General features: G+C 64.0%; 24 protein-coding genes. 11 read left to right on the plus strand and 13 right to left on the minus strand.

Translation table 11 applies throughout. From position 1 onward, the window contains the following. Positions 1 to 156 precede the first annotated feature (156 nt). Positions 157 to 909: an SDR family NAD(P)-dependent oxidoreductase gene (locus C7I87_RS30670; RefSeq protein WP_149907714.1), complete on the plus strand. Its 753-nt coding sequence runs from the start codon at positions 157 to 159 to the stop codon at positions 907 to 909. Between the two features lie 26 nt (positions 910 to 935). Here C7I87_RS30670 and C7I87_RS30675 read toward each other — a convergent pair whose 3' ends face one another. Beyond that, positions 936 to 1,856, minus strand: a complete 921-nt coding sequence (locus C7I87_RS30675; RefSeq protein WP_149907715.1) for a zinc-binding dehydrogenase — start codon at positions 1,854 to 1,856, stop codon at positions 936 to 938. A gap of 96 nt (positions 1,857 to 1,952) precedes the next feature. Between C7I87_RS30675 and C7I87_RS30680 the strand changes: the two genes are divergently transcribed. Further along, entirely contained in the window at positions 1,953 to 2,762 is an 810-nt protein-coding gene (locus tag C7I87_RS30680; RefSeq protein WP_149907716.1) for an AraC family transcriptional regulator, read from the plus strand. Positions 2,763 to 2,786: 24 nt separating this feature from the next. On the opposite strand, the gene C7I87_RS30685 is transcribed toward C7I87_RS30680, so the two are convergent. Then, a complete protein-coding gene (locus C7I87_RS30685) occupies positions 2,787 to 4,571 on the minus strand; it encodes a cation:proton antiporter domain-containing protein (RefSeq protein ID WP_149907717.1) in 1,785 nt (594 codons plus the stop codon). A 217-nt stretch (positions 4,572 to 4,788) separates the two neighbouring features. After that, complete coding sequence (locus C7I87_RS30690; RefSeq protein ID WP_149907718.1) at positions 4,789 to 5,238, minus strand: baeRF12 domain-containing protein; 450 nt, start codon at positions 5,236 to 5,238, stop codon at positions 4,789 to 4,791. 380 nt (positions 5,239 to 5,618) lie between these two features. On the opposite strand from C7I87_RS30690, the gene cysG reads away from it, so the two are divergent. The 7 genes from cysG (at position 5,619) to C7I87_RS30725 (ending at position 13,083) form a co-directional block, all read left to right on the plus strand. Beyond that, positions 5,619 to 7,067, plus strand: a complete 1,449-nt coding sequence (gene cysG / locus C7I87_RS30695) for a siroheme synthase CysG (protein ID WP_149907719.1) — start codon at positions 5,619 to 5,621, stop codon at positions 7,065 to 7,067. Then, the gene (locus C7I87_RS30700) at positions 7,064 to 7,357 is read left to right on the plus strand and encodes a DUF2849 domain-containing protein (RefSeq protein ID WP_149907720.1); all 294 of its coding nucleotides are present in this window, start codon (positions 7,064 to 7,066) and stop codon (positions 7,355 to 7,357) included. Before cysG ends, C7I87_RS30700 begins: the two co-directional genes overlap by 4 nt. Positions 7,358 to 7,403: 46 nt before the next feature. After that, positions 7,404 to 9,074, plus strand: coding sequence for a nitrite/sulfite reductase (locus C7I87_RS30705; RefSeq protein WP_149907721.1), 1,671 nt, complete (start codon positions 7,404 to 7,406; stop codon positions 9,072 to 9,074). Continuing rightward, positions 9,049 to 9,813 carry a phosphoadenylyl-sulfate reductase gene (locus C7I87_RS30710; RefSeq protein ID WP_149907722.1) on the plus strand — a complete coding sequence of 255 codons (765 nt, stop codon included), beginning with the start codon at positions 9,049 to 9,051 and terminating at the stop codon, positions 9,811 to 9,813. Before C7I87_RS30705 ends, C7I87_RS30710 begins: the two co-directional genes overlap by 26 nt. Positions 9,814 to 9,977: 164 nt before the next feature. Next, the gene (locus tag C7I87_RS30715; protein ID WP_149907723.1) at positions 9,978 to 10,511 is read left to right on the plus strand and encodes a DUF934 domain-containing protein; all 534 of its coding nucleotides are present in this window, start codon (positions 9,978 to 9,980) and stop codon (positions 10,509 to 10,511) included. Between the two features lie 149 nt (positions 10,512 to 10,660). Beyond that, on the plus strand, positions 10,661 to 12,268 hold the full coding sequence (locus C7I87_RS30720; protein ID WP_149907724.1) for a GMC family oxidoreductase: 1,608 nt from the start codon (positions 10,661 to 10,663) through the stop codon (positions 12,266 to 12,268). Positions 12,269 to 12,462: 194 nt separating this feature from the next. Beyond that, positions 12,463 to 13,083: a DJ-1/PfpI family protein gene (locus C7I87_RS30725; RefSeq protein ID WP_149907725.1), complete on the plus strand. Its 621-nt coding sequence runs from the start codon at positions 12,463 to 12,465 to the stop codon at positions 13,081 to 13,083. Between the two features lie 156 nt (positions 13,084 to 13,239). On the opposite strand, the gene C7I87_RS30730 is transcribed toward C7I87_RS30725, so the two are convergent. Both C7I87_RS30730 and C7I87_RS30735 read right to left on the minus strand, forming a co-directional pair. Further along, positions 13,240 to 14,262: a fatty acid desaturase gene (locus tag C7I87_RS30730; RefSeq protein ID WP_149907726.1), complete on the minus strand. Its 1,023-nt coding sequence runs from the start codon at positions 14,260 to 14,262 to the stop codon at positions 13,240 to 13,242. 87 nt (positions 14,263 to 14,349) lie between these two features. After that, complete coding sequence (locus C7I87_RS30735; protein ID WP_149907727.1) at positions 14,350 to 14,550, minus strand: hypothetical protein; 201 nt, start codon at positions 14,548 to 14,550, stop codon at positions 14,350 to 14,352. A 237-nt stretch (positions 14,551 to 14,787) separates the two neighbouring features. Between C7I87_RS30735 and grpE the strand changes: the two genes are divergently transcribed. Further along, positions 14,788 to 15,420, plus strand: a complete 633-nt coding sequence (gene grpE / locus C7I87_RS30740) for a nucleotide exchange factor GrpE (protein WP_149907728.1) — start codon at positions 14,788 to 14,790, stop codon at positions 15,418 to 15,420. A 112-nt stretch (positions 15,421 to 15,532) separates the two neighbouring features. Further along, complete coding sequence (locus tag C7I87_RS30745; protein ID WP_149907729.1) at positions 15,533 to 16,165, plus strand: trimeric intracellular cation channel family protein; 633 nt, start codon at positions 15,533 to 15,535, stop codon at positions 16,163 to 16,165. Between the two features lie 84 nt (positions 16,166 to 16,249). Here the strand turns inward: C7I87_RS30745 and C7I87_RS30750 are convergent, their stop codons facing one another. From C7I87_RS30750 to C7I87_RS30790, 8 genes are all read right to left on the minus strand, one after another. Continuing rightward, the gene (locus C7I87_RS30750) at positions 16,250 to 17,125 is read right to left on the minus strand and encodes a l-ornithine N(alpha)-acyltransferase (protein WP_244735525.1); all 876 of its coding nucleotides are present in this window, start codon (positions 17,123 to 17,125) and stop codon (positions 16,250 to 16,252) included. Positions 17,126 to 17,367: 242 nt separating this feature from the next. Further along, positions 17,368 to 19,659: a PAS domain-containing hybrid sensor histidine kinase/response regulator gene (locus tag C7I87_RS30755; RefSeq protein WP_149907731.1), complete on the minus strand. Its 2,292-nt coding sequence runs from the start codon at positions 19,657 to 19,659 to the stop codon at positions 17,368 to 17,370. A gap of 143 nt (positions 19,660 to 19,802) precedes the next feature. Next, positions 19,803 to 20,792, minus strand: coding sequence for an acrylyl-CoA reductase (NADPH) (locus C7I87_RS30760; protein WP_149907732.1), 990 nt, complete (start codon positions 20,790 to 20,792; stop codon positions 19,803 to 19,805). A gap of 55 nt (positions 20,793 to 20,847) precedes the next feature. After that, entirely contained in the window at positions 20,848 to 21,330 is a 483-nt protein-coding gene (gene lspA / locus C7I87_RS30765; protein WP_149907733.1) for a signal peptidase II, read from the minus strand. Positions 21,331 to 21,343: 13 nt separating this feature from the next. Next, positions 21,344 to 22,201, minus strand: coding sequence for a TrmH family RNA methyltransferase (locus tag C7I87_RS30770; RefSeq protein WP_149907734.1), 858 nt, complete (start codon positions 22,199 to 22,201; stop codon positions 21,344 to 21,346). Position 22,202: 1 nt separating this feature from the next. Next, entirely contained in the window at positions 22,203 to 23,291 is a 1,089-nt protein-coding gene (locus tag C7I87_RS30775; protein WP_149907735.1) for an RsmD family RNA methyltransferase, read from the minus strand. Positions 23,292 to 23,455: 164 nt separating this feature from the next. Beyond that, on the minus strand, positions 23,456 to 24,421 hold the full coding sequence (locus C7I87_RS30785) for a bifunctional Delta(1)-pyrroline-2-carboxylate/Delta(1)-piperideine-2-carboxylate reductase (RefSeq protein WP_149907736.1): 966 nt from the start codon (positions 24,419 to 24,421) through the stop codon (positions 23,456 to 23,458). Positions 24,422 to 24,458: 37 nt separating this feature from the next. Then, a complete protein-coding gene (locus C7I87_RS30790) occupies positions 24,459 to 24,824 on the minus strand; it encodes a lipopolysaccharide assembly protein LapA domain-containing protein (RefSeq protein WP_149907737.1) in 366 nt (121 codons plus the stop codon). Positions 24,825 to 24,850: the final 26 nt, after the last annotated feature.

A 24,850-nucleotide genomic window follows, 5' to 3' on the forward strand; every position in this document is an offset into this window, starting at 1 on the left:
GCGAATAGGATTCGCCCGACCTGCTGTAAGCTTCTGGTTTATGCATGTCGTTGCCCGGAACCGAGGACACTTTCGGGCGACATGCATTAGCGGCGTCAATCCGCCTCTCGCCACCCCGGCTGCGTTCGGCTACATGTCCAGCCCGGAGACCGCGACATGACCGAAACCGACACCAGAAAGACCATCGTGCTGACCGGCGCAAGCCGCGGTATCGGCCATGCCACGGTCAAGCGCTTTTCGCGCGAGGGCTGGCGCGTCATCACCTGCTCGCGCCAGGCCTTTGCCGAGGATTGCCCATGGCCGGCCGGTCCAGAGGACCACATAAAGGTCGACCTCGCCGACCAGGAGGATGTCGGCGTCGCGGTGTCCGAAATTCGCCACCGGCTGGAGGCGCATGGCGGCCAGCTCAATGCGCTGGTCAACAACGCCGGCATTTCGCCCAAGCTCAAGGACGGCAACAGCCGCATGGACTCGATCGACACCCCGATGCATGTCTGGCGGGATGTGTTCCAGGTCAATTTCTTCGCGCCGATCATGCTGGCGCGGGGGCTGTTCAAGGAATTGGCGACGGCGAAAGGCTCGATCGTCAACGTCACCTCGATCGCCGGCACCCGCGTGCACCCCTTCGCCGGCACCGCCTACGCGACGTCCAAGGCGGCTCTCGGCTCGCTGACGCGCGAAATGGCGCATGATTTCGGCCCGCACGGCATCCGCGTCAACGCCATCGCGCCGGGCGAGATCGACACCGCGATCCTGTCGCCGGGTACCGAAAAAATCGTCGAGACCATTCCACTACGGCGCCTGGGCACCACGGCGGAGGTCGCCGACATCATCTTTTTCCTGTGCTCAGGTCAGGCCTCCTACGTAACCGGCTCGGAAATCCACATCAATGGCGGCCAGCACGTGTGAACTGGTCGACTCCAGGGCTGGCCGACTCACCCGCCTAAGGTGACAACAGCCTTGCCGCTGAAGCTGCGCTGGCGCAGTGCGTCCAGGGCTTGTCCGATGTCCGTCCACGGTACGCTCAAGGCAATGCGGGTTTCCAGCCGGCCGGCGGCTACCAGAGCGAGCAGCGCGGCGATATCCGCGCCGATGGCGGAACCGGACGTGTAGTAGGCGAACGTCTGAAGCCTCGCCCCTTCGTGACCCGGAACGAACTGACGGAACCCGACCGGCGTGGGTTCGCCACTGCTCGAACCGAACATGACGATTGTCCCGCCAGGGGCGACGCGTTCGATCGCGTGTGCGAGGCTTTTGCCGCCGACCGACTCGGTGATCAGCGAAAACGGTCCCTTGGCCTGCTCGATCGACTCGACGATCTGATCGGCTCCCAGCCCGCGCAGATCCTCGTGGTGCCGGGCCGCGGCGATGGCGGTCACCGACGCACCCTGCTCGCGGGCGATCTGGGTCTGGAAGCGACCGACAGCACCGCTTGCACCGGTGATCAAGATCTTTAGGCCCGCCAAGTCACCGCCATGGCGCAAAGTCCTGAGCGCCGTCGTGCCCGCCACCGGAAGCGTAGCTGCCGAGACGAAGCTGACCTCATCCGGCAGGATCGCGAGACGGTCTGTTGAAACGGCGACCCGCTCGGCCCAGCCCCCCTGGTCGACCAAAGCCGCAACCCGGGTGCCCGCGGCCGGCCCGGAGCCATCGGCGGCCGCGCGTTCGACAATTCCAACGATGTCCTGGCCCGGTATCCAGCCGTTTGAACGGATGGTAAGCAGGCGCAATTCACCCCGGTTCAAAGAGGTTGCGTGGACCGAGACGAGCGCCTCGTCCGCGATGGGGCGAGGTTCTTCGACCTCGGCGAGCCTCAGCCGCGTGGCGCTGTAGGAAGATATGACTAGAGCGAGCATGGGTACGTACCTTCTTGCTGGGAGGCCGAAACTTATCTGCTTCGCCGCTTGAAGAATTTAGCTATCATGGCATTTAATCGCTAAAAGCGGTCAATCATGAGACAGCCTCTTCGCTACCCATGGCTCAATTTCGATGTCGATGACGTGCTGGCTTCGGCCATTGCCGTTCGTGTCGACGTCACCGAGACCAGAGCGGAGGTCCCAGCTCATTGGCACCGCAAAGGCCAGCTCGTCTTTGCGCTTGGAGGCGGCGTCACCTGCCGCGTTCCGAGCGGCCTGTGGATGGTGCCGCCGCATTGCGGGGTATGGATCCCTGGCGCCATGGAGCACAGCAACATCGCGACGGCCAATGCCCGGATCTTCTTCGTCTATATCGAGCCGGGAGCTGCAGAATTGCCTGACCGGTGCTGCACGCTTTCGATTTCGCCGCTGCTGCGCGAACTGATCGTCGAGTTGTCCGACAGCGTGCAGGACGATCAGGCAAGGGATGAACTCTTGACCAGGACCCTGCTTGCCGAACTGCCGCGCATGCCTGTCCAGCAACTGCATCTGCCGATTTCACCCGAGCCGCGATTGAGGCGGATCGCCGAGGCGTTGGCGCAGGACCCTGCCGATCGCAGTACGTTGGCACAATGGGCCAACCGCGTTGCGCTGAGCGAAAGCAGCCTGGCGCGTCTTGTCATCAAGGAGACAGGGCTTAGCTTCGGGCGCTGGCGCCAGCAATTGCACCTGATCGTCGCCATTCGGGAGCTGGCCTCCGGTGCGAGTGTCCAGCAGGTCTCGGGTGATCTCGGCTATAGCTCGGTCACCGCCTTCATCACCATGTTCAAGAAGGCGCTTGGCAAGCCCCCGGCCAAATACCTCGGCAGTGTCGCGCAAAACGGCGGCTCGGCATTCGTGGCTTGATCGACGCCTGTGGGCTGCGTGGGCTCAGGCAGCGGACGGTTCAGCGACCCGCGGCTTGTGGCCAAGCACCTCTTCGACAATGCCGCGCGCGATCTCGCGTTCGCCCATGATCACCGTATCGGCGCCGAGCCCTTTCAAATGCTCGACCTCGGCATCGGAATGGGCGCGGGCGACGACGTTGATATTGGGATTGGCGGTGCGTGCCCGCAGCACGATCTGGCCGGCCTCGAAGGCATTGGGGATGGCAAGGATCAGCCGCTTGGCGCCTTCAGGATTCGCGGCGGCGAACACTTCGGCATTGGCGGCATTACCGACGATGGTTTCGATGCCGTCTGCTTTCAGCTTCGCCAGCGTCTTGTCGGCGTCCTCGATGACGAGGAAAGGCAATGCTGCTTCCTTCAGCGCGGCACCCACGAGCCCACCGACCCGGCCATAGCCGATCAGGATGGCATGACCGGTGAGTGCCGTCCGCGGCGGAGGGCCATCTTCCTTGCTGGACGTTGTGGCGACCGAGGCCACCTGGCCCGGTTCCGTCGCCGGGCCGACCGGCTTGGCGTCCGCCGGCGGTGCCGTCCTGGCGGCGCGGGCTTCGAGCCACGGCTTCATCCGGTCTATGACCAGGAACATCAGCGGGTTCAGCACGATCGACAGGATGGCGCCGGCCAGGATCAGGTCGCGGCCTTGCTCGGGCAGGAGTTTCAACCCGACGCCGAGCTCGGCCAGGATGAAGGAGAATTCGCCGATCTGGGCAAGACTGGCCGAAATCATCAAGGCCGTGGCCAGGGGATAGCCGAAAGCGACGACGATGACGAACGCCGCCAGCGACTTGCCGATGACGATGATGGCCAGCGTCGCCAGGATCGGCAGGCCGTTGCTGATCAGGCTGAACGGGTCGAAAAGCATGCCGACCGAGACGAAGAACAGTACCGAGAAGGCATCGCGCAGCGGCAGCGATTCTTCGGCCGCGCGGTGGCTGAGCTCGGATTCGCTCATGATCATGCCGGCGAAGAAGGCGCCGAGCGCCAGCGAGACGCCGAACAGCTTTGCCGCGCCGAAGGCGACGCCCAGCGCAATGGCGAGCACCGAGAGGCGGAACAGTTCGCGCGACCCGGTATGGGCGACATAGTGCAGGATCCAGGGAATGACCCGGCGACCGACCACCAGCATGACGACGACGAAGGCGGCGACCTTGGCCAGCGTGATGCCGACGACGCCCCAGATGCCATAACTGGCCGGCAGCGACAGCAGGCCGCTCGAATGGGCATCGGCCTGTTCCTGGCCGCCGAGCACGCCGGCAAGCGCCGGCAGCAGCACCAGCGCCAGCACCATGGCCAGGTCTTCGACGATCAGCCAGCCGACGGCGATGCGGCCGCGCTCGGTCTCGATCAGGCGGCGTTCCTGAAGTGCGCGCAGCAGCACCACGGTCGAGGCGACCGACAGCGCCAGGCCGAACACCAAGCCGGCGCCTATCGACCAGCCGAGCATCCAGGACAGCCCTGCGCCGAGTGCGGTGGCAAAGCCGATCTGGACGATGGCGCCAGGCACGGCAATGGCACGGACCGACAGAAGGTCCTTGAGCGAAAAATGCAGCCCGACGCCGAACATCAGGAGGATGACGCCGATCTCGGCCAGTTCGTTGGCGAGGCCGGCATCGGCGACGAAACCGGGTGTGTTCGGCCCGACCAGCACGCCGGCTACGAGATAGCCGACCAGCGGGGGAATGCGGAAGCGATTGGCGAGAGCGCCGAAGACGAAAGCCAGCCCCAGACCGGCGACAATGGTGGCGATAAGGGGCGTGTCGTGCGGCATTGTCTATGAAGCGCCTTTCAAGCCAGCGATGTCGGATATGCGCCGCCCGAAGCCGCCGCCTGTTTTGCAATATGGTGGAAGGGGTAACGGTGACGCAACCCGCAAGGGTGCGAAAATCGACGGCGCGACGACAAAATGCTGGACCGGCGACCGGGATGCCGCCGATCTGTTTGAACCGCGATAGTATTCGCCCTGACGACCGAGCCGTTGCCGGCGATCAGGCTGCCTGCAACAAAGCCTCGATCTCGGAGATGCCGTGGTTGGTCATGGTCTTCGGGATTTCGGCCGTCACCTTGTCACCAACCTCCTTATGCAGCTTCTTGCGCATGGCGCCGAGCACCACCGGTGGGGCCACAAGCACAAGGCTGTCGAACTCGCCGGCATGGGCAAGCTTGTAGAGCCGGGCGGCGATCTCCTCGGCGAAGCGTTCCTTGCCGATGCGATGCCAGTCGGTATCCTCGACCGCGCTGCGGTGCACGGATGGGCCGTCATTGTATCGGCCGGGGCTGTCGCTTCCCTGTTCGCGTGTGGGCGGGTTTTCCTGTTCCATCACCTGCACGACTTCAAGGTTTGGAAACTTGGTATCGCCGGCGTTCTTGAGCAGGAGCGCTTTTTCACCGTCGGCCACCAGAACCCAAATGCCATGCTTCAATTTGATCGTGTTCATGAAAACGCTCCTTGTTGGGTGGTGGCTATCCCGGGAACGCATTTCAGCCCGTCAACGTTCCAACCAATGCGGTGGACCGAACGGCCGCGCGGACGGGCGCCGAACATGAAATCGCTACTGTACGACTTTAATCTACTAAATTAGTAGAAATTAGAAAAAACTGTTTTGCTGGATAGGTCGCCGGCAGCTAAAAGCGCCTGAAATCAAGGCCCGTTTTCGCCGCCCGGGTGTGCCCAGGGCAGTGGTTTGGAATATTTTTCTCCTGCCTTTCGCGGTTGCGAAAAAGCGATTGCCTGCCATCACCGGATGCGCGAGGGCTTTGCTTCTGCTTTTTTACGCCTGGGCGTAAAACTGCGAAACTGTTCCGGGATTGCTTTCTGATGCCGCAAGCCACCACCAAGCTCAACGCCTTTCCCGTCTTCATGCGGGTCGAGGGCGAAGCCGTGGCCATTGTCGGCGGCGGCGAGGAGGCTCTGGCCAAGGCGCGGCTGATCGCTCAGTCGAGCGCCGTTCTACACATCATCGCTAAAAATGCCGAACCTGAGCTATTGGACTTCATCGCCGAAGCCGGCGCGAACCATGTGGCCCGCGCGTATGACGCCTCGCAGATCGAAGGCGCCGTGATGGTGTTTGCCGCCAGCGGCGACGAGGAGCTCGATCGTCGCGTGGCCGCCGACGCGCACCGGCTGGGCATTCCCGTCAATGCCGTCGACCGGCCGGACCTCTGTGATTTCTTCACCCCGGCGCTGGTCAACCGCGCGCCGGTCGCCATCGCCATCGGCACCGAAGGTGCAGGTCCGGTTCTGGCGCAGATGTTGCGCGGCCGCATCGACCGCATGCTGTCGCCATCGCTTGGCGCGCTGGCGGCGCTTGCCGCGTCGTTCCGCAATGCCGCCGAGAGATTGCCCAGGGGCAATGTGCGGCGCCGTTTCTGGAGTGACTTCTTCGGCGGAGCGCCTGCGCGCGCCGTCGAGGCCGGCGCGTTTTCGCAGGCGCGCGAAGCCGCCGCCGATCTGCTGTTGTCCGACGCGGCGGTTCGCGGCCACATCGCCCTGGTCGGCGCAGGTCCCGGCGCCGAGGACCTCCTGACGCTGCGGGCGCATCGCCTGCTGATGGAGGCCGATGTCATCGTCCATGATGCACTGGTGCCGGAGGCGGTCGTCGCCATGGGGCGCCGCGATGCCGAACGCTTGCCGGTTGGGAAGCGCAAAGGCTGCCATACCAAGAGCCAGGCCGAGATCAATGCGTTGCTGGTGGAGCTTGGCCGCGAGGGCAAGCGCGTCGTGCGGCTGAAATCGGGCGACCCGCTGGTGTTCGGCCGCGCCGGCGAGGAGATGGCGGCGCTTCGCGACGCAGGCATCGACTATGAGGTAGTTCCGGGCGTCACCGCGGCCTTTGCCGCTGCCGCCGATTTCGAACTGCCGTTGACGCTGCGCGGTGTTTCCTCCTCGATGGTGTTCACCACCGGCCACGATCTCAAGGGCAATTCATTGCCCGACTGGGCCAAGCTCGCCATTTCCGGCGCTACGGTCGCCGTCTACATGGGCCGCTCGGTCGCGGCCGAAGTTGCCGGCCGGCTGATCGAGGCCGGCCTGTCGCCGGATACGGCGGTCGCCGTAGTCGAGAATGCCAGCCTGACCAATCGCCGACGCTTCCACGGCACACTTGCCGACCTGCCGTCGCTGGAAGCGCGCACCGATCTGTCGGGCCCGGTCATGACCATCATCGGCGACGCTGTCGCCGGCGCCAATTTCGAGCGGTCCGAGCCGCTCGCGGCACGCAGGCATGAGAGTGCCCCGGTAGTGGCCGCCGAGGGAGTTCAGCCATGAAGATACTCACCGCCAATCGCCTCAGCGACGGCATTGCGGTCTGGTACGCCGATGGCGGCTGGGCCGAAACGGTGGAGCATGCGGACCTTGCCCATGACAAGGCGGCAGAAGATCGGCTGGAGGCGATCGGCGCGAAAGCCCACGCCAATAATGAAGTGGTCGACGTCAATCTGATCGACGCGGAAGTCGTCGACGGCATTGTCGAGCCGGTGCGGCTGCGCGAGAAAATCCGCGCCGCCGGACCTACCATCCGCAACGATCTCGGCAAGCAGGCCTCTAAGGCGGCATAGCCAACAGAGCAGTGAAAACGGGCGGACGCGCCCTGAAAGACGAAGCATGTACCGTTACGATGAGTTCGACCACGATTTTGTCCAGGGCCGCGTCGCCGAGTTCGGCGACCAGGTCCAGCGCCGGCTGTCCGGCGAGATCACCGAGGACCAGTTCCGGCCGCTCAGGCTGATGAACGGCGTCTATCTGCAGCTGCACGCCTATATGCTGCGCATCGCCGTGCCCTACGGCACGCTGAACGGCAAGCAGCTGCGCATGCTCGGCCACATCGCCCGCAAATACGACAAGGGCTACGGCCACTTCACCACGCGCCAGAACATCCAGTTCAACTGGCCGGCGCTGTCGGATATTCCGGCGATCCTGGCGGACCTAGCCAGCGTGGAGATGCATGCCATCCAGACAAGCGGCAATTGCATCCGCAATGTCACTGCCGACCATTTTGCAGGCGCGGCCGCCGACGAGGTCGCCGATCCGCGTCCCTATGCGGAAATCCTGCGGCAGTGGTCGTCGGTGCATCCGGAATTCTCGTTCCTGCCGCGCAAGTTCAAGATCGCGGTGACGGGAGCCGAGCGCGACCGAGCCGCCATCCAGACGCATGACATTGGCCTGCACCTGAAGAAGAACGCCGCAGGCGAGCTCGGTTTCGCCGTCTATGTCGGTGGCGGCCAGGGCCGCACGCCGATGGTGGCGAGGAAGATCCGCGATTTCCTGCCGGAAGCCGACCTTCTGTCCTACTGCACGGCGATCCTGCGCGTTTACAACCTCTATGGCCGCCGCGACAACAAGTACAAGGCGCGTATCAAGATCCTGGTCCACGAGACTGGTGTCGAGGAAATCACCCGCCAGGTCGAAGCCGAATGGCAGGAGTTGAAGGACGCGGAGCTGAAGCTGCCGGAGGCGGATATCCGCGCCATCGAGGCCTATTTCGCACCGCCGGCGCTGGCCGGGCGGCCGGACGGCGACGCGGCCGTCAAGGTGGCGCGGCTGGATTCCAAGGGCTTCTCCGACTGGCTCGACCAGAACGTGGTGACGCATCGCCACCCCGACTACGCGGCAGTGACGATCTCGCTCAAGGGTATCGGCGAGGTACCGGGCGATGCGACCGACAGCCAGATGGAAGCGGTCGCCGACATTGCCGAGAAATATGCCTTCGACGAGCTTCGCGTCAGCCACGAGCAGAACCTGATCCTGCCGCATGTGGCGCGCGCCGACCTCAAGGCGGTCTATGACGCGCTGGTCGACATCGGTCTGGCGACGGCCAATTCCAACCTGATCTCGGACATCATCTCGTGCCCGGGCCTCGATTATTGCGCGCTGGCGACGGCGCGCTCGATCCCGATCGCACAGGAAATCTCGCGCCGCTTCGCCTCGCTGGAGCGGCAGCGCGAGATCGGCGAGCTGAAGCTGAAGATTTCCGGCTGCATCAATGCCTGCGGCCACCACCATGTCGGCCATATCGGTATCCTCGGTGTCGAGAAGAAGGGCTCCGAGCTCTACCAGGTGACGCTCGGCGGTTCGGCCGACGAGAACACTTCGGTCGGCGAGATCATCGGCCGTGGCTTCTCTTCGGAAGAAATCACCGACGCCATCGAGCAGATCGTCGACACCTATCTCGGCCTTCGGCTCAACCCGCAGGAAAAATTCATCGACGCCTACCGCCGTGTCGGTCCCGCGCCGTTCAAGGAGGCGCTCTATGCTGGCGAAGCCAAGGCCGCTTGACAATATAGCCGACGTCGATGACGGCATCGCCGCCAAAGCGGCGGGGTTTGACGCGCTCTATGGTCATCTCAGACCGATCGAGATCATCGAACGATCGGCCGGCGAGCTATTTCACGACGAGATCGCCGCCGTGTCGTCTTTCGGCGCGGATTCGGCGGTGCTGCTGCACATGATCGCGAAGATCGACCGCACGCTGCCGGTCATCTTCCTCGATACCGGCAAGCATTTCGAGGAGACGCTCGGCTATCGCGACGCGCTGGTCGCCGATTTCGGGCTGACCAACATCCGGGTGATCAAGCCCGACGAAGCGGCGCTCGAACGGATCGACCCGACCGGCAATCTGCACCAGAACAACACCGACGCCTGCTGCGATGTGCGCAAGGTCGAGCCGCTGGCACGTGGCGTCGCGCCCTTCCGCGCATGGTTCACAGGCCGCAAGCGCTTTCAGGCCTCGACACGGGCCGCACTTCCGGTGTTCGAGGCGGTCGGTCCGCGCATCCGCATCAATCCGCTGGCACACTGGACGACGTCGGACCAGGCTGACTACATGCGCGCGCATGCGCTGCGCGAAAACCCACTGGTCGCCTATGGCTATCTGTCGATCGGCTGCTTTCCCTGCACGCAGCCGGTGCAGCCGGGAGAGGACGCGCGCAGCGGCCGCTGGGCGGGCCATGCCAAGACCGAGTGCGGCATTCACCTGTCGGGACTGGAAGTGTCGCTGACCGACGCATCACTATAGGGTATGTTGCCATTCAGGTGAGGCCGGTCTGCAAACGGCAGTTTCCTGCGCTTCCCGGGCTCACGTACTTCAAGTACGCTCCGGTTCTCGGAAGCAGCCGTTTTCGACGCGGCCTGACCTGAATTTCAACACACCCTCAAGCTCTTCGAATTTTGGGAATTTTGATGACTGAACCGACGACACCGGAGACCCGGCTCTGGACCCCGGAGGGTTTTCGCGAGGACGAGTGGACCCATGCCGAGAGCGCCGATGCGCTTTCCGGCAATGGCCGCTTCATCCTGCCGCTGCAGGCGTTCCTCGATCTCGACCCGGAGGTGCGCCGCTCGGCGAAGGAGCGGCTCGGCGTCGTGCTGCAGCCCGGCGATCAACTCGAGAAGATCGCCGACCTGCTCGACCAGCTGTCGCTGGTGGCGCTTGCCTTTCCGGCTTTCGGCGACGGCCGCTCGTTCTCCAAGGGCGAACTGCTGCGCAGCCGCTATCACTTCACAGGCGCGCTGCGTGCCACCGGGCAGGTCCTGGTCGACCCGTTGCCGCATATGCTGAGGCTTGGCTTCGATGAATTCGAGATCTCGAATCCGGTGCTCTTGAAGCGCCTGGAAGAGGGCCGTACCGGCGGGTTGGGGCTTTACTACCAGCCGGCCGCCATAGCGGAGCCCAAGGCTCCGAAATATTCCTGGCGCCGGGTTCGCAGCAGCTGACGCAGCGGTAATTGCGCACCGCTTTACAACAGCTCTGATCAGGCCTTCTCTTGGGCTGTCCGGACGGAAACATCCGCCGGTGCATCAAGAGTCTTGGAGCGTCCTTTGCGCGCCCTTTGGACGCGCGGCGCTCCAACCGGGAGGAGATCATGGATTTCGACTATGTCATCGCCGGCGGCGGGTCCGCCGGCTGCACGCTTGCCGCACGGCTATCCGAAGATCCGTCGAAAACGGTCTGCCTCATCGAAGCAGGCGGGGAGGGCAAGGACCTCCTCATCCGCGCTCCGGCGGGCATCATTGCGCTGCTGCCAGGCCGGCCGAAGATCAACAACTGGGCCTTCCAGACGGTGCCGCAGCAAGGACTCGGCGGCCGCAAGGGCTATCAGCCGCGCGGCAGGGCGCTCGGTGGCTCCAGCGCCATCAATGCCATGCTCTATACGCGCGGTCACCGCAGCGACTACGACGAATGGGCCGACCTCGGTTGCAATGGTTGGTCATGGGACGAGGTGCTGCCCTACTTCCGGCGTGCCGAAGGCAACCAGCGCGGTGCAGACGCCTTTCATGGCGGCGAAGGACCCCTGCGGGTGGGCGAACAGCAGGAGCCGCGTGCGCTCTCAAGGGCCTTCGTCGAGGCCTGCGGCGAAAACCAGATACGCCGCAACGACGATTTCAATGGACCGGAGCAGGAAGGGGCGGGGCTCTATCAGGTCACGCAGTTCTGGGGCGAAGGCCGCAATGGCGAGCGCTGCTCGGCCGCTGCCGCCTATCTTCATCCGGCCATGAACAGGCCGAACCTTACCGTTGTCACCGGAGCGCATGCCACCGGCATCATCCTTGACGGCGGGCGGGCCACCGGCCTGCGCTATCGCAAGGGTAGCGCTGAGGCCGTGGCGAAAGCTGGGCGCGAAGTCATTATCTGCGGCGGCGCCTTCGGTTCGCCGCAACTCCTGTTGCTGTCTGGTATCGGTCCGGCGGTCGAGCTTGCCGCACATGGCATTACCGTCGCGCATGAACTGCCCGGCGTCGGCAAGAACCTGCAGGACCATCTCGATTTCATCATGGGCTGGACATCGAAGGATGCCGACATGATGGGCATTGGCCTGCGCGGCATGCCTGGCCTGCTACGGCACATGCTGCGCTGGCGCAAGGACGGCGGCGGCATGATCGCTACGCCTTACGCGGAGGGCGGCGCCTTCCTCAAATCCGACCCGGCGATAGACCGGCCCGACCTGCAACTGCACTTCTGCATCGCGATCGTCGACGATCATGGCCGCAAGCTGCATATCGGCTATGGTTTTTCCTGCCACGTCTGCGTGCTGCGACCGTATTCGCGGGGCGAGGTCGGGCTGTCGAGCCCCGATCCGTTGGCGCCGCCACGCATCGACCCACGCTTTCTGTCCGACGAACGCGACAGCGATCTTCTGCTCAAGGGCGCGAGGATGATGCGCGGCATATTGGAGGCGCCGGCGCTGGCCAAGTACCGCAACAAGGAAATCTATACGGCTGGCGTTTCGAGCGATGCGGATCTGATGGCGCATATTCGGGCCCGTGCCGACACGATCTATCACCCGGCCGGCACCTGCAGGATGGGCGTCGACGACATGGCGGTGGTCGACCCTGAACTTCGTGTTCGCGGTATGCGGGCCTTGCGGGTCGTCGACGCCTCGGTGATGCCGACGCTGATCGGTGGCAATACCAACGCGCCGACCATCATGATCGCCGAGAAGGCGGCGGACATGATCAAGGCAGCCGCCTGATCGCAACTCTGGTCGAACCAGTGGAGTTATTTTCGCTTTCTGTGAAGGAGCCTTGAAGCCTTCTCGATCGAGGATGGAGCAAACTGGTCGTACCAATCGTGCGTTTTGCACTTTCCCTTTCGCTATCCTGCCCTTAGGATACGTCTATTATTTCGTGTTCCGAAATAAATTAAGCCACAAGGGAGGAACTGGGAATGGCTGGCAAGAAGATATTGATGCTCGTTGGCGAGTTCAGCGAGGAATACGAGATTTTCGTCTTTGAGCAGGCCATGCACGCCGTCGGACACACCGTGCATGTCGTCTGCCCGGACAAGAAGGCGGGCGATGTGCTGAAGACATCGCTGCACGATTTCGAAGGCCACCAGACCTACACCGAAAAGCTCGGCCACGATTACATCCTCAACAAGACGTTTTCCGAGGTGGATCCGGCCCAATACGATGCCGTCTACGCAGCGGGAGGGCGCGGCCCCGAATACATCCGCATCGACAAGCGCGTGCAGGCGCTGGTGCGGCATTTCCATGAGACCGGCAAGCCGATCTTCACCATCTGCCATGGCGTGCAGATCCTGATCGCGGTCGACGGCGTGGTGCGGGGCAGAGAGGTGGCGGCGCTTCACTATTGCGAGCCGGAAGTCACGCTGGCCGGTGGCACCTATATCGACGTCGCGCCGAATGGTGCCCATGTCGACGGCAATCTCGTTTCGGCAAAGGGCTGGCCCGGCCTGTCCAATTTCATCCGCGAATGCCTGAAGGTGCTGGGCACGGAGATCCGCCATGGCGAGATCCTGATGCGTGACGAGAGGCAAGCGGCCTGAGACTTTGAGAACTGCCTGAGGGTCTACGCTTGCAACTCAGGTTGGAAAGTTTAGCGCAGCCCCTCTCGGTCCGTTGGGCATTGTTCGAAAAGCCAAGCAATTGGCTTTTCGTCCGTTGCGCGAACCATGCTTCACTCCACGTTGACGGGAGAAACGCTACAGCGCCGCGTGTGCCTCGCGGAACGATATCAGCTTGCTGCGGCTTTCGTCCCATAAGGCCAGTTTGACGCAGCGCAGGCTCTCGATCAACGTGACGCGGCCGATGCCGCGCAGTTCGGGATAGTCCCGTAGCACTTCCTGCAACCGGTAGCCGGGCACCTTGGCGGAGAGGTGGTGGACGTGGTGGACGCCGATATTGCCGGTAAACCAGTTAAGCAGCGGCGGCAGGTCGTAGTAGGACGAGCCGTGCAGGGCGGCGTGCTGGAATTCCCATTCCTCGTCCTTCGCCCACTCGGTCTCCTCGAACTGGTGCTGGACATAGAACAGCCAGATGCCGGCCGAACCGGCGAGAATGACGATCGGCAGATGGACAACGAGGAACGCGCCGGGACCTATGACCCAGATGAGGATGGCCGCGGCAAGCGCAATGCCAAGATTGGTGGTCATCGACGACACCCAGGGCGTCAGGCCGCCGCGCATCATGCCGATGGGCAGTCTTTGCGAAAAGATGAACAGCCAGATCGGCCCCAGGCCGAACATCACCAGGGGGTGGCGATAGAGACGATAGGCCAGGCGACCCCGCCAGGACATCCGCCGGTACTCGGCGACGGTCAACGTCCTGATGTCGCCCATGCCGCGCTCGTCGAGATTGCCGGCGCTGGCATGATGCGTGGCATGGGCACGCCGCCAGCAGTCGTAAGGCGTCAGCGTCAAGATGCCGAGCGCTCGGCCGATCCAGTCATCGGCGTGGCGGTTGGCAAAGAAGGAACCATGGCCGCAATCGTGCTGGATCATGAAAATCCGCACCAGGAATCCGGCTGCGGGCAGGATGAGGATCAGTCCCCACCAATGACCATAGGCATAGGCCGCGGAAGACAGCGCCCACAGCGTGGCGAAAGGAATGAGGGTGATGGCGAGTTCGAGTGCGCTGCGCCGCCTGTCAGGCTTCTTGTAGCGCGCCAAGACCTTGAGCCAGGCGCGCTTGCTATTGGCGGCCGCTTCGGGGGAAATCATGTTCATCAGGAAGCATAGGCAGGGTGTGCCGCCACCGCAAGCCAATGATCACGTAAAGTTACTGTGCGTAATTGTCGTAAGGCCTGAACAGGCTTACTGGCGTCGCCAGCCGACCTCGCCATCCTCCACCCGATCGAGGTGGTCGAGCAATTGCCCGAATCGGTCCGGGATGTCGGTTTCGATGCGGAAGGCTGGCAAGGTACGCAGAAAGCGCGTCATCGCCTCGGCGCCGAACTGGCGCCGAACCTCCGCAGCGAGCCTTTCTGTTTTTTCAAGCTTGTTGCGGGTCATCATTCCAAAATCCTGCGTCGGTTCCGAAACTCCTCCAGCAACGGAATGGTTCCCGCATCCCGACCTTGTGGCAAGCAAAGCCGACAAGTACGGTAAAATTTGAATTAAAATCGAAGAACCGCCTTGGCGCCTTCCTGGTCCGGTCAAAGCTCCTTAGGGTCGCTTTCCCCTTGATTTTTGGCCTGCGAACCTCGATATCGGGCACAAAATCCATACCATTCAAGAAGACGGGAAACGGCGATGAGCGACCAGGCAAAAGACGAACGCGCGCCCAGTGAAGCCGAGGCGGCCGAGGCCAATGCCGAGCGCACGGAAGGCGGCATCGACGGCGATTATGAAGCGCTTGTGCGGCTGCTGAAGGAAAATGAAGAGCTGAAGGACCGCGCGCTGCGCGTCGCGGCCGAGATGGAAAACCTGCGCCGCCGCACTGCGCGCGACGTGCATGACGCGCGCACCTATGCGGTGGCGAATTTCGCCCGCGACATGCTGTCGGTGTCGGACAATCTGCGCCGTGCGCTGGATGCCATTCCCGCCGAGGCCAAGGCGTCGGGAGACGCCGGCTTCAAGGCGCTGATCGAAGGCGTCGACCTGACCGAGCGCGCCATGCTTTCGGCGCTGGAACGGCATGGGGTCAAGAAACTCGCCCCGGAAGGCGAGAAGTTCGATCCCAATTTCCACCAGGCGATGTTCGAAGTGCCCAATCCCGATGTCCCGGCCAACACCGTGGTCCAGGTCGTGCAGCCGGGCTATTCGATCGGCGAGCGGGTGCTGCGCCCGGCCATGGTCGGCGTCGCCAAGGGCGGCCCGAAAATTGCCGCCGACGCGCCCGTCGAGCCAGGGCCGGTCAATGAGCAGGCCGAGAAGGATGCGTAGGGATAGTGAGTAGCGAATAGGGAGTAGCGAGCAGTGAGCAGGGGCTGATACTAATCTGCGGCTTCGTGCTATTCCCCTACTCACTATTCGCTACTCACTATCCGCTCAGCCCATGAACCCCATCGCCCTTCTCGATTATGCCGGCGTTGCCGTCTTCGCGGCGACAGGGGCGTTGGCGGCGTCGCGCAAGCAGCTCGACATTATCGGCTTCCTGTTCCTGGCGAGCGTCACCGGCATCGGCGGCGGAACGCTTCGTGACGTCATCCTCAATCTGCCGGTTTTCTGGGTCGCCAACTCCAGCTACGTGCTGATCTGCGCGGCGGTTGCGGTGCTCGTTTTCTTTGCTGCGCACCGTGTCGAATCCCGCTGGAAATGGCTGCTCTGGCTCGACGCCATCGGGTTGGCCGCTTTTTCGGTGATGGGTGCGGCCAAGGGTCTGGCCATTACCGGTTCGCCGGTCGTTTCCGTCATCACCGGGGTGCTCACCGCCACGTCAGGCGGCATCCTGCGCGATCTGCTGGCCGGCGAACCCTCGGTGCTGCTGAGACCCGAAATCTATGTTACGGCCGCTCTCGCAGGCGCTGCAATCTTCACGGCTGGCGATGTCACGGGATTGCCGCCGATCGTTTCAGAGCTGGCCGGCTTCGCCGCGGCGTTCGCTGTGCGGGGTGGTGCGCTCCGTTTCGGCTGGACCTTTCCGGCCTACAAGAGCCGGCCCGGCCGGCGGCCTGAGGACATTCCGTGAAAAGAAGGGAATAGCGAATAGGGGTTGGCAGTCCGCATTGTCGCAGCGCAGCTCTCGCTATTCGCTATTCGCTATTCGCTGGCGTCACGCGGCGAAGCGCTGCGCTTCCCCGCCATAATAGTTGACGTAGCGGGCGCCGATCTCCTTGACCGGCATCACGACGAACACGTCGACCGTGGAGAATTCGCGGTCGATGACGCAACCATCGCCGATGCGAGCGCCTACCCGCAGATAGCCCTTGACCAGAGGCGGCATCGCCGCGATCGCCGCCTTGGCGTTGACCGCCTCGATCGGCATCAGGTCCATGGAGCAATAACGCCCGGACACGGCGCGCACATCCCAGGCCGAATTGGTGCGGCAGTGATGGGCGAGATAGGTGAGCGCCTCGGCATGCGCGGCCGGCACGGTGCCGTGGAAGGAAGCACAGCCGGTCATCACGCCGATTTCGTAATGATTGATATAGGCCCAGATACCTTGCCACAGCGCTTCGATGGTGCGCTTCGAACGGTATTGCGGCAAAACGCAGGAACGGCCCAGCTCAAGGAAACGCTGCCCTGGGTGGCGGGCTATGAGCTTGGTCAGCTCGAACTCGCCTTCGGAATAGAAGCCTCCGGCGGTTGCCGCGATTTCTTGCCGCAGCAAGCGATAGGTGCCGACGATGCGACGATGCTCAGGGCCGGAAAGCGTGGTGTCGAGCACGAGCAGATGGTCGCAGAGCGGGTCGAAGCGGTCGGCGTCGCGGCGGTCCTGCGCCTGGAACAGGTCCTTCCTGGCGCCAAGCTCGTCATAGAATACACGGTAGCGCACTTCCTGCGCGGCCGCGATCTCGGCCTCGTTGCGAGCGAGCCGTACTTCGAGGTTGCCGATACGGCCGAGTGCTGCGCCTTTTATGACGGAATCGACATTACGTCCGGCGAGCAAGGCGCTGCTGGCGTTTGGCCGAGTGTCACATTCCGGCATAACTGTATGCACGAGTGATTCTCCTTCGAGCCATCCCTCTTGGCACGGGGATACGGTGTAGGTGCAACAGGATTGTGACAGTACCGTGATACGGCGTCGCGGGCAATACTTCGTCGGCTGGCGAAAACGGTCAACCGGCTATGTTGCGTCACAAGGCCCCGGGCGCGCCGCGTTCGCGGGCACCGAAACCGGGCTGCTTTTTTTTGGTGGTCTTCGTCAGCCACGCACCGGGAAAAGGGGGCTCAAGCGGCGACCTGGCCCTCGACGGCACTGACCAGCGCGTCGGGATCGAGCGGCTTGGTGACGAAGCCGCTGGCGCCGTGGGCGAGCACCGCATGGCGGGTCTTTTCCTGGCTATCGGCCGAAAGCACCATGATCGGCACCGGCGGCACGGAGGCTTCCTCCTCGTGGCGGCGGATCGCGGCGATGGCGTCCAGCCCGTCCATGACCGGCATGTGCAGGTCCATCAGCACCACGTCGAAGCGGCGATTGTGGCCGGCGCCGGTGACCGCTTCGACGGCGGCCTTGCCGTTGCCGACCACCTTGACGCGATGCCCGGCCTTCAACAGCGTTGCGCGGGCCAGCATGGCATTGATGTCGTTGTCCTCGGCGATCAGCACGGACAGGCCCTGCTGGCGTTCGCCTGAGGCACGACGCGCCGGTGCGCGGCGTTTTTCCAGCTGCGGCGGGGTGAGGACCGGTGTGTGGCTGCTCAAAAGGACACGCAAAAGTGTTCCTCCGCGCACCGGCCGGGCAAGGAATGTCGCGTAGCCGCTGGCACGAAACTCGCCAAGCATGCCGCGGTCGGTGGGGGCGATCAGCGTGACGGCTTCGCAATCGGAGAACCCATGCTGGCGAAGCCGCTTGAGCAGCCTTCCGTCACTCTCTTCCATGGCCGCGTCGACCAGAAGCACGTCGCAGCCGTCGGCAAAGGAAGCGGCCTGGGACACGGTGGTGGCGATGCCGGCCGCGCCGCCATTGGCACGGATGGTGCGGGCGATGGCGTCGGCCTCCACGGTGTTCTTGGACAGGATCACGGCGCGCCGGCCGGCAAGCGCGTTCAGCCGGCCCTGCGGCGGCTCGGTGGCCGATATGGCGGGAATCTCGAAGACGAATTCCGATCCCTGGCCAAGCCGGCTCGAAACCGAAATCGTGCCGCCCATGGCGGCGACCAGGCGCTTGGAGATAGCAAGCCCCAGTCCGGCTCCGCCATGCGTGCGCGTCGAGGTGCCGTCGGCCTGCTCGAACTCCTCGAAGATGCGCTCCATGTCATCGTCGCGCAGGCCGGGACCGGTATCGGCGATGGTGAAGCAGATGCGGTCGGTCGTCTCGGTACGGGCGCGCGCGATGCTGACCAGCACGCCGCCGCTGTCGGTGAACTTGATGGCGTTGCCGATGAGGTTGAGCAGCACCTGCCTGACCCGGCCCGGATCGGCGGTGATCAATTGCGGCACATCCGGTTCGACATGGCAGCCAAGGCCAATATTCTTGGCGAAGGCGCGCGCGGCCATCAATTCGATGATGTTGTCGGCGATCTCGCGCACGGACATGGGCTGCGGTTCGGGATCGAAGCGTCCGGCCTCGATCTTGGAATAGTCGAGCAGGTCCTCGATCAGGGCAAGCAAGGCGCTGGCCGAGGTCGAGATGGCGCCGACATAGGTCTGCTGCTCCGGCGAAAGGCTGGTGTCGGCTAGCAACCGGGCCATGCCCATGATGCCGTTCATCGGCGTGCGGATCTCATGGCTGACAGTGGCGAGGAAGCGCGACTTGGCCTGGCTTGCGAACTCGGCGCGCTCGCGCGCGGTGATCATGGACGATTCGGCGCGCTTGCGTGCTGTGATGTCGCGGGCGATGGCGCGATGCGAGACCGCACCGCTGTCCTTGTCGCGCACCGACAGCTCAATCCACGAGAACCAGCGCGGGCCGGTGGGCGTGCGGATGGCAACGTCGGTGGAACTCAGGCATTCATGGTCGGAGAAAGCGGCATCGGGAACGATACCGACCTCGATGCCGAGCTCGGCCAGCGTCTTGCCGGCAAGGTCGCGCTGATCGGTTTCGACGAGGTCTGCGAATACCTTGTTGGCATAGACGATGTAGCCGTCGCGGTCGCGATGGATGACGAGATCGCCGAGTGCGTCGATGAGACCGCGAAAGCGCTCCTCGCTTTCCTGCATCTCCCACATGCGGTCGGCCAGCGTCTCGATCTCGGCACGGTTGCGGGCGGTGGTCTCGTCCAGCAGGACCGTAGTGCGGCGTACGCTGCGTCTGACGTGCAGATGCATGGCCAGGCCGGCAAGGCCGGTTGCCATCAAGGCTAGGCTGATGAAGACCGGCGCTCCGGTCAGGTACGAGAGGCCGGCCAGCACCATGACAACGAAGGTCAGGATCGGCAGGCCTTCGCGCTTGGCCGGCTGCTGATCGGGCACCAGCGGCGGCGCGGCGATAAACCGCCGCACCGATGCCGGCGCTTGCGCCGGTGCCGCATCGATGTCGTCGCCAGCGCCGGCCTGTTGGCTGTCGGATTCCGCGATCATGCGAAATCCTTTGCCAGACAGAGATTATGGAAAATTGCGGGGGATCGTTCGAATTTTAGCGGATCGGGCGTTTTTGACCTGGCGGCGACGGATTCGCCAGCCGATGTGGCAATTCCGTCGGGCGCCTACGCTCCTGAGCCGGGTCACATGTCGACGACGACGCGGCCGCGAATCTTGCCATCGACGATGTCGTGCGCCGCACCGATAATACCGTCGAAGCCGATGGTCGTGGACAGGCTGGCGAGCTTGTCGACATCGAGATCGGAGCCGATGCGCCGCCAGGCCTCGAGGCGTACGGCCTTCGGCGCCATCACCGAATCGATGCCGAGCAGGGAGACGCCGCGCAGGATGAAGGGCGCCACGCTCGACGGCAGATCCATGCCGCCGGCCAGGCCGCAGGCCGCGACCGCTCCGCCATAGGAAGTCATCGACAGGACGTTGGCCAGCGTGTGGCTGCCGACCGAATCGATGCCGCCGGCCCAGCGCTCCTTGGCCAGCGGCTTGGCGGGCTGGTTGAGCTCGTCGCGCGATATCACTTCGGCGGCGCCAAGGTTGATCAGATAAGGGCTTTCGGCATTGCGGCCGGTCGAGGCGACGACATGGTAGCCGAGGCTGGACAGGATCGAGACCGCGACCGAACCGACGCCGCCGGCAGCGCCCGTCACCACGACAGGGCCGCGATCGGGCAGGATGCCGTGCCGCTCCAATGCCATGACGCAGAGCATGGCGGTATAGCCAGCGGTACCGACCGCCATGGCATCATGCGCGCTCATGCCTTCCGGCAGAGGCACCAGCCAGTCGCCCTTCACGCGGGCGCGCCCGGCATAGGCGCCGAAATGGGTTTCGCCAACGCCCCAGCCGTTCAGGATGACCTTGTCGCCCTTGTGCCAGTCGGGATTGGAAGAGGAGATCACGGTGCCGGCGAGGTCGATGCCCGGCACCAGCGGCCATCGGCGGATCACCGGCGCCTTGCCCGATATGGCCAGCCCGTCCTTGTAGTTCACCGTCGTCGCCTCGACTGCGATGGTGACGTCGCCCTCCATCAGGTCGGCGTCGGTGAGGTCGGTCACGGCGACCGACTGTTTTTTCTCGGCATCGCGCGAAACGAGGATGGCTTTGAAGGTTTTGGTCATCTTTCTCTCCGCGAACTTGCTTGGCGTCTGACTGTGCGGCGATGGCCGCGTGAGGTCAATCGTTCGAAGGCGAGGGCTCGCGCCGCCAGCCGATGAGTTCGTCGAAGACGACCAGCGCCGCACCCACGGAAATGAAGGCATCCGCAAGGTTGAAGACGGCGAAGGACCAGACCGGCGTGTGGAACAGGATGTAATCGATGACATGGCCGTAGACGGCGCGATCGATCAGATTGCCCACCGCGCCGCCGATGATCAGGGCAAAGCCGATGCGGGCGATGACATGGCCCGATGGCGTGCGCGTGGCGAGGTAAAGCACGAAAGCGACGACCAGCACGGCGATGATCACAAGGCCGGTGTCGCCGAAGGAGGAGAACATCGAGAAGGCGATGCCGGTGTTGTAGGTGCGAAACAGCGCCAGAAAGGGCAGGAGGTCGAGCTTTTCCTGGAAGGGCAGTCCGGCTTCGACCAATGTCTTTATCCATTGGTCGAGGCCGATGGCCACGATGACGAGCAGCGCGTAGGGAGACCATGATTTCACGATTGGGCGACCCTCATTGCTGGTCCGGGATTGGTTCGAGTTTCAGCGCGCCGCGCCTGATCTCGAACAGCATGATGCCGGTGGCGACTGCGAGATTGAGCGAATCGGCACGGCCCGCCTGCGGAATCCTGAGCAGCCTGTCGCAGCTTGCCGCCAGGCTTTCGGGCAGGCCCTGCTGCTCATTGCCCATCATCAAAAGCACTGGCCCACGGGAAAAATCGACCGATCGGTAGTCGACCGCGCCTTTCAGATGCGTGCCGGCGACGAGACCTGAAAAGCCGCCGCGCCAGGCAAGGAATGCCTCGGTCGTTGCCTTCGCCACTGGGACGGCGAAAATGGAACCCATGGTGGCGCGTACTGTCTCGACAGAAAACGGATCGGTGGTGTCGCCGACCAGAATGACGCCCTTGGCGCCGACGGCATCGACGGTGCGGATGACGGTGCCGAGATTGCCGGGATCGCGCACCCGGTCGAGTGCCACCCAGACATCGCCATTGTCGGCACGGATGTCTTTCAGGGCCAGAAATTTCTGCGAGAAGACGCCGACCACCATTTGCGGATTGTCGCGGCGGGTGATGGCGACGAGCACCTTTTCCGATACTTCGAGCACGGTGCCGCCGGCGGCAACCGTGCGCGCCGCGACCTTTTCCACGGCCGCGTTGCCGCGTCCGGCCTTGGCGAAAACCAGAGTCCTGATCTGCCAGCCCAGGTCGAGCGCATCGATGACCAGTTTCAGCCCCTCGGCCATGAAGGCGTTCTGCTGGTCGCGAAATTTCTTCAGGGCGAGCGCCTTGATGTCCTTGATCAGCGGATTGGCAAGGCTGGTGACTTCCTTCACCTGGCCGGGTGCGCCGGCATGCCGTTCGTTCATGTCAGGCCACCCAGCGCGAAAACAGTGAAGTCGAAAGCGCCCGGCCGGCGGATTTCTCACGGATGATCAGCTCACCCGATTCAACCTTGCCGCCCATGCCGGCGAAGGTGTCGCGCATCAGGGCGTGGATGGCGAAGAAGGAGGCACGGATCGAATAGGCGGTCAGCACCACGGCAAGTGGTTTCGGGGTCAGGATCGAGCGGCAAAGGTCCGTCAAATCAGGCAGGTCCTCGAACAATTGCCAGACCTCGCCCTTGGGGCCGCGGCCATAGGCCGGCGGATCGAACAGGATGATATCGTAGCGGCTGCCGCGACGCTCCTCGCGCTCGGCGAATTTCACCGCGTCGTCGACGATCCAGCGGATCGGCTTGCCGCCAAGGCCGGCCATCTCCTGGTTTTCGCGCGCCCAGCCGATCGCCTTCTTCGAGGCGTCGACATGGGTGACCTCGGCGCCCGCGCGCGCTGCCACCAGCGAGGCAAGGCCGGTATAGCCAAACAGGTTGAGCACCTTGACCGGCCGCCTGGCGGCCGCGATCAGCCCCGCCATATGGTCCCAGTGCGAGGCTTGCTCGGGAAAGACGCCGACATGGCGAAAGGAGGTGAAACGGCCGAGATAGTCGATGCCGTCATGCTTCATCGGCCAGGTTTCGCCGAGCGGCGTCTTGGGGAACCGCCAGCGGCCGATGCCTTCCTCGTCGGTGTCGCCGGTGAAGATTGCGTCGGCGCGCTCCCAGTCCTTCGCCGGCAGAGCCTTCTGCCAGATCGCCTGGCCCTCGGGGCGCACGATGCGGTAAGGGCCGTATTGTTCAAGCTTTTGGCCGGCGCCGCTGTCGAGCAGCGCATAATCTGGGTTGGGTGCTACTTCGAGGATTACCGGAAGTTGCTCGGCGGGCAGCGCGCCTTCGCGGCGGGCGAGGATGCGCGGCGCGGATTTTGGCTCGAACTGGTTTTCCGGTTTCACATTGTGCTGTTCACGCGGCCTGGCATCTGGCTTGACCGCGGAACGATTCTCGGCCGGGCGCGGCTTTACGGTCCCGCTCTTCGCTGGGTGCGGGCGGCCGTCGCGGCGTTTGTCGCGAAAAGACTTCAAGAGGCAGCTTCTCCGGCGGTTCGGCCCGCTTCTGCCACAGCTATGCCCATCGGCGCAACAAACCCGCGCACATTGCGATCGCGGATGGCTCAGCCACGCCCGATCGATCAGCGCGGCCGATTTCGCCCTGATCGCAGAGGCGATGGGCGCTAAACTCGCTTCGACTAGCCCCTGAGCGCCGTGTAGACGGCAATGCCGGCGGCCAAGTCCTCGAGTGCTGCGCCAACCGACTTGAACAGCGTGATCTCGTCAGGGCTGCCGCGGCCTCGTTTCTCGCCGCGCGCCAGTTCGTGCAGGTCGGCGACGATGGCTTCCGGCTTCAGCACGCCGGAGGCCAGTGGCTGGACGATGTCGCCGGCCTCCTTGGTGGCGCCGGCGCGGGTGTCGACGTAGACGCGGGCGCGCATGATCGCGTCGTCATCGCTTTCGCGCATCGTCGGGGTGAAGCCGCCAACCAGATCGACATGGGTTCCCGGCCGCAGCAGCGCCCCCTTGATCAGCGGCGTTGTGGTGATTGTCGCCGAGGAGACAATGTCGGCCTGGCCAAGCTCGGCATCGAGATCGGTCGCGGCGCAGGCCGCAAAGCCCTCGGCGCGCAGATCGGCCGCTACTTTCTCGGCGTTGGCCGGGGTGCGGTTCCAGATGCGGATGGTCTTGATTGGCCGCACGGCGCTGTGCGCCTTGGCGAGGAAGGGTGACAGCGCGCCGGCGCCGACCACCAGCAGCCGCGAGGCATCATCGCGGGCAAGATAGGACGCGGCCAGCGCCGAGGCGCAGGCCGTGCGCCACTGCGTCAGCCGTTGGCCGTCGATCAGGGCTTCCGGTTCGCCGGTGCTGCCATGGAGCAGGAGGTAGAGCCCCATCACCGCCGGCTTGCCGATGGCATTGTTGTCGGGCGAGACAGTGACGATCTTGACGCCGATATGACCGCCGGCCGAACCGCCGGTTGCATGAAAATCGGTCCAGGCCGGCATCAGCAGCAGGGTCGACGCCCCACCATCAGGCCTTTCGACAGCGTGATGATGCCTGACTGGTTGCACCGCGCCCTCGCGAAAAGCCACGCGCAGCGTCTCGACCAGGCCAGGAAAGGTCAGCGCACGATCGACCTCCGCGGCCGAAATGGTCAGCATGAAAAGCTCCGTGGAAAGAAATGCGCCGGCCGGCGGCTCAATTGGTCGGCTTCGGCAATGCTGACCCTTGGGCCGACCCTTGGGCTGACCCTTGGACCGGGGCTTGCGGCACTGAAGGCGCGCGGACTGCCTGGCGCAGGTTTTCGGCCTCGACGCTGCGCTGGCGCGCCAGCTTGCGGTAGCGGCCCTGCTTGACCCAGGTCGCAAGGCTGCCGACGATCATGCCGATGGCGAGCGCCAGGAACAGGAAGATGAACAGCGGCAAGGTCAGCGTCAGCTTCGGATTGCCGGGGTTGAACGGGTCCAGGGTGAAGGCGACGAGTTCGCGGTTGGCCACGGCCAAAGCGATCAGGATGATCGCCAGGGGCACGAAAACCACGATGAGCATGAAGCGGTTGAGCATGATAAATTCCGTTGCAAGCTGGCCGG

Source organism: Mesorhizobium sp. SARCC-RB16n (assembly GCF_008520305.1).
Lineage (GTDB): Bacteria > Pseudomonadota > Alphaproteobacteria > Rhizobiales > Rhizobiaceae > Mesorhizobium.

What these genes read in the sequence shown, in the direction of transcription:
- C7I87_RS30670 (WP_149907714.1), top strand. Translation starts at nt 157, where the DNA reads ATGACCGAAACCGACACCAGAAAGACCATCGTGCTGACCGGCGCAAGC.
- C7I87_RS30675 (WP_149907715.1), bottom strand. Translation starts at nt 1,856, where the DNA reads ATGCTCGCTCTAGTCATATCTTCCTACAGCGCCACGCGGCTGAGGCTC.
- C7I87_RS30680 (WP_149907716.1), top strand. Translation starts at nt 1,953, where the DNA reads ATGAGACAGCCTCTTCGCTACCCATGGCTCAATTTCGATGTCGATGAC.
- C7I87_RS30685 (WP_149907717.1), bottom strand. Translation starts at nt 4,571, where the DNA reads ATGCCGCACGACACGCCCCTTATCGCCACCATTGTCGCCGGTCTGGGG.
- C7I87_RS30690 (WP_149907718.1), bottom strand. Translation starts at nt 5,238, where the DNA reads ATGAACACGATCAAATTGAAGCATGGCATTTGGGTTCTGGTGGCCGAC.
- cysG (WP_149907719.1), top strand. Translation starts at nt 5,619, where the DNA reads ATGCCGCAAGCCACCACCAAGCTCAACGCCTTTCCCGTCTTCATGCGG.
- C7I87_RS30700 (WP_149907720.1), top strand. Translation starts at nt 7,064, where the DNA reads ATGAAGATACTCACCGCCAATCGCCTCAGCGACGGCATTGCGGTCTGG.
- C7I87_RS30705 (WP_149907721.1), top strand. Translation starts at nt 7,404, where the DNA reads ATGTACCGTTACGATGAGTTCGACCACGATTTTGTCCAGGGCCGCGTC.
- C7I87_RS30710 (WP_149907722.1), top strand. Translation starts at nt 9,049, where the DNA reads ATGCTGGCGAAGCCAAGGCCGCTTGACAATATAGCCGACGTCGATGAC.
- C7I87_RS30715 (WP_149907723.1), top strand. Translation starts at nt 9,978, where the DNA reads ATGACTGAACCGACGACACCGGAGACCCGGCTCTGGACCCCGGAGGGT.
- C7I87_RS30720 (WP_149907724.1), top strand. Translation starts at nt 10,661, where the DNA reads ATGGATTTCGACTATGTCATCGCCGGCGGCGGGTCCGCCGGCTGCACG.
- C7I87_RS30725 (WP_149907725.1), top strand. Translation starts at nt 12,463, where the DNA reads ATGGCTGGCAAGAAGATATTGATGCTCGTTGGCGAGTTCAGCGAGGAA.
- C7I87_RS30730 (WP_149907726.1), bottom strand. Translation starts at nt 14,262, where the DNA reads ATGAACATGATTTCCCCCGAAGCGGCCGCCAATAGCAAGCGCGCCTGG.
- C7I87_RS30735 (WP_149907727.1), bottom strand. Translation starts at nt 14,550, where the DNA reads ATGATGACCCGCAACAAGCTTGAAAAAACAGAAAGGCTCGCTGCGGAG.
- grpE (WP_149907728.1), top strand. Translation starts at nt 14,788, where the DNA reads ATGAGCGACCAGGCAAAAGACGAACGCGCGCCCAGTGAAGCCGAGGCG.
- C7I87_RS30745 (WP_149907729.1), top strand. Translation starts at nt 15,533, where the DNA reads ATGAACCCCATCGCCCTTCTCGATTATGCCGGCGTTGCCGTCTTCGCG.
- C7I87_RS30750 (WP_244735525.1), bottom strand. Translation starts at nt 17,125, where the DNA reads ATGCCGGAATGTGACACTCGGCCAAACGCCAGCAGCGCCTTGCTCGCC.
- C7I87_RS30755 (WP_149907731.1), bottom strand. Translation starts at nt 19,659, where the DNA reads ATGATCGCGGAATCCGACAGCCAACAGGCCGGCGCTGGCGACGACATC.
- C7I87_RS30760 (WP_149907732.1), bottom strand. Translation starts at nt 20,792, where the DNA reads ATGACCAAAACCTTCAAAGCCATCCTCGTTTCGCGCGATGCCGAGAAA.
- C7I87_RS30770 (WP_149907734.1), bottom strand. Translation starts at nt 22,201, where the DNA reads ATGAACGAACGGCATGCCGGCGCACCCGGCCAGGTGAAGGAAGTCACC.
- C7I87_RS30785 (WP_149907736.1), bottom strand. Translation starts at nt 24,421, where the DNA reads ATGCTGACCATTTCGGCCGCGGAGGTCGATCGTGCGCTGACCTTTCCT.
- C7I87_RS30790 (WP_149907737.1), bottom strand. Translation starts at nt 24,824, where the DNA reads ATGCTCAACCGCTTCATGCTCATCGTGGTTTTCGTGCCCCTGGCGATC.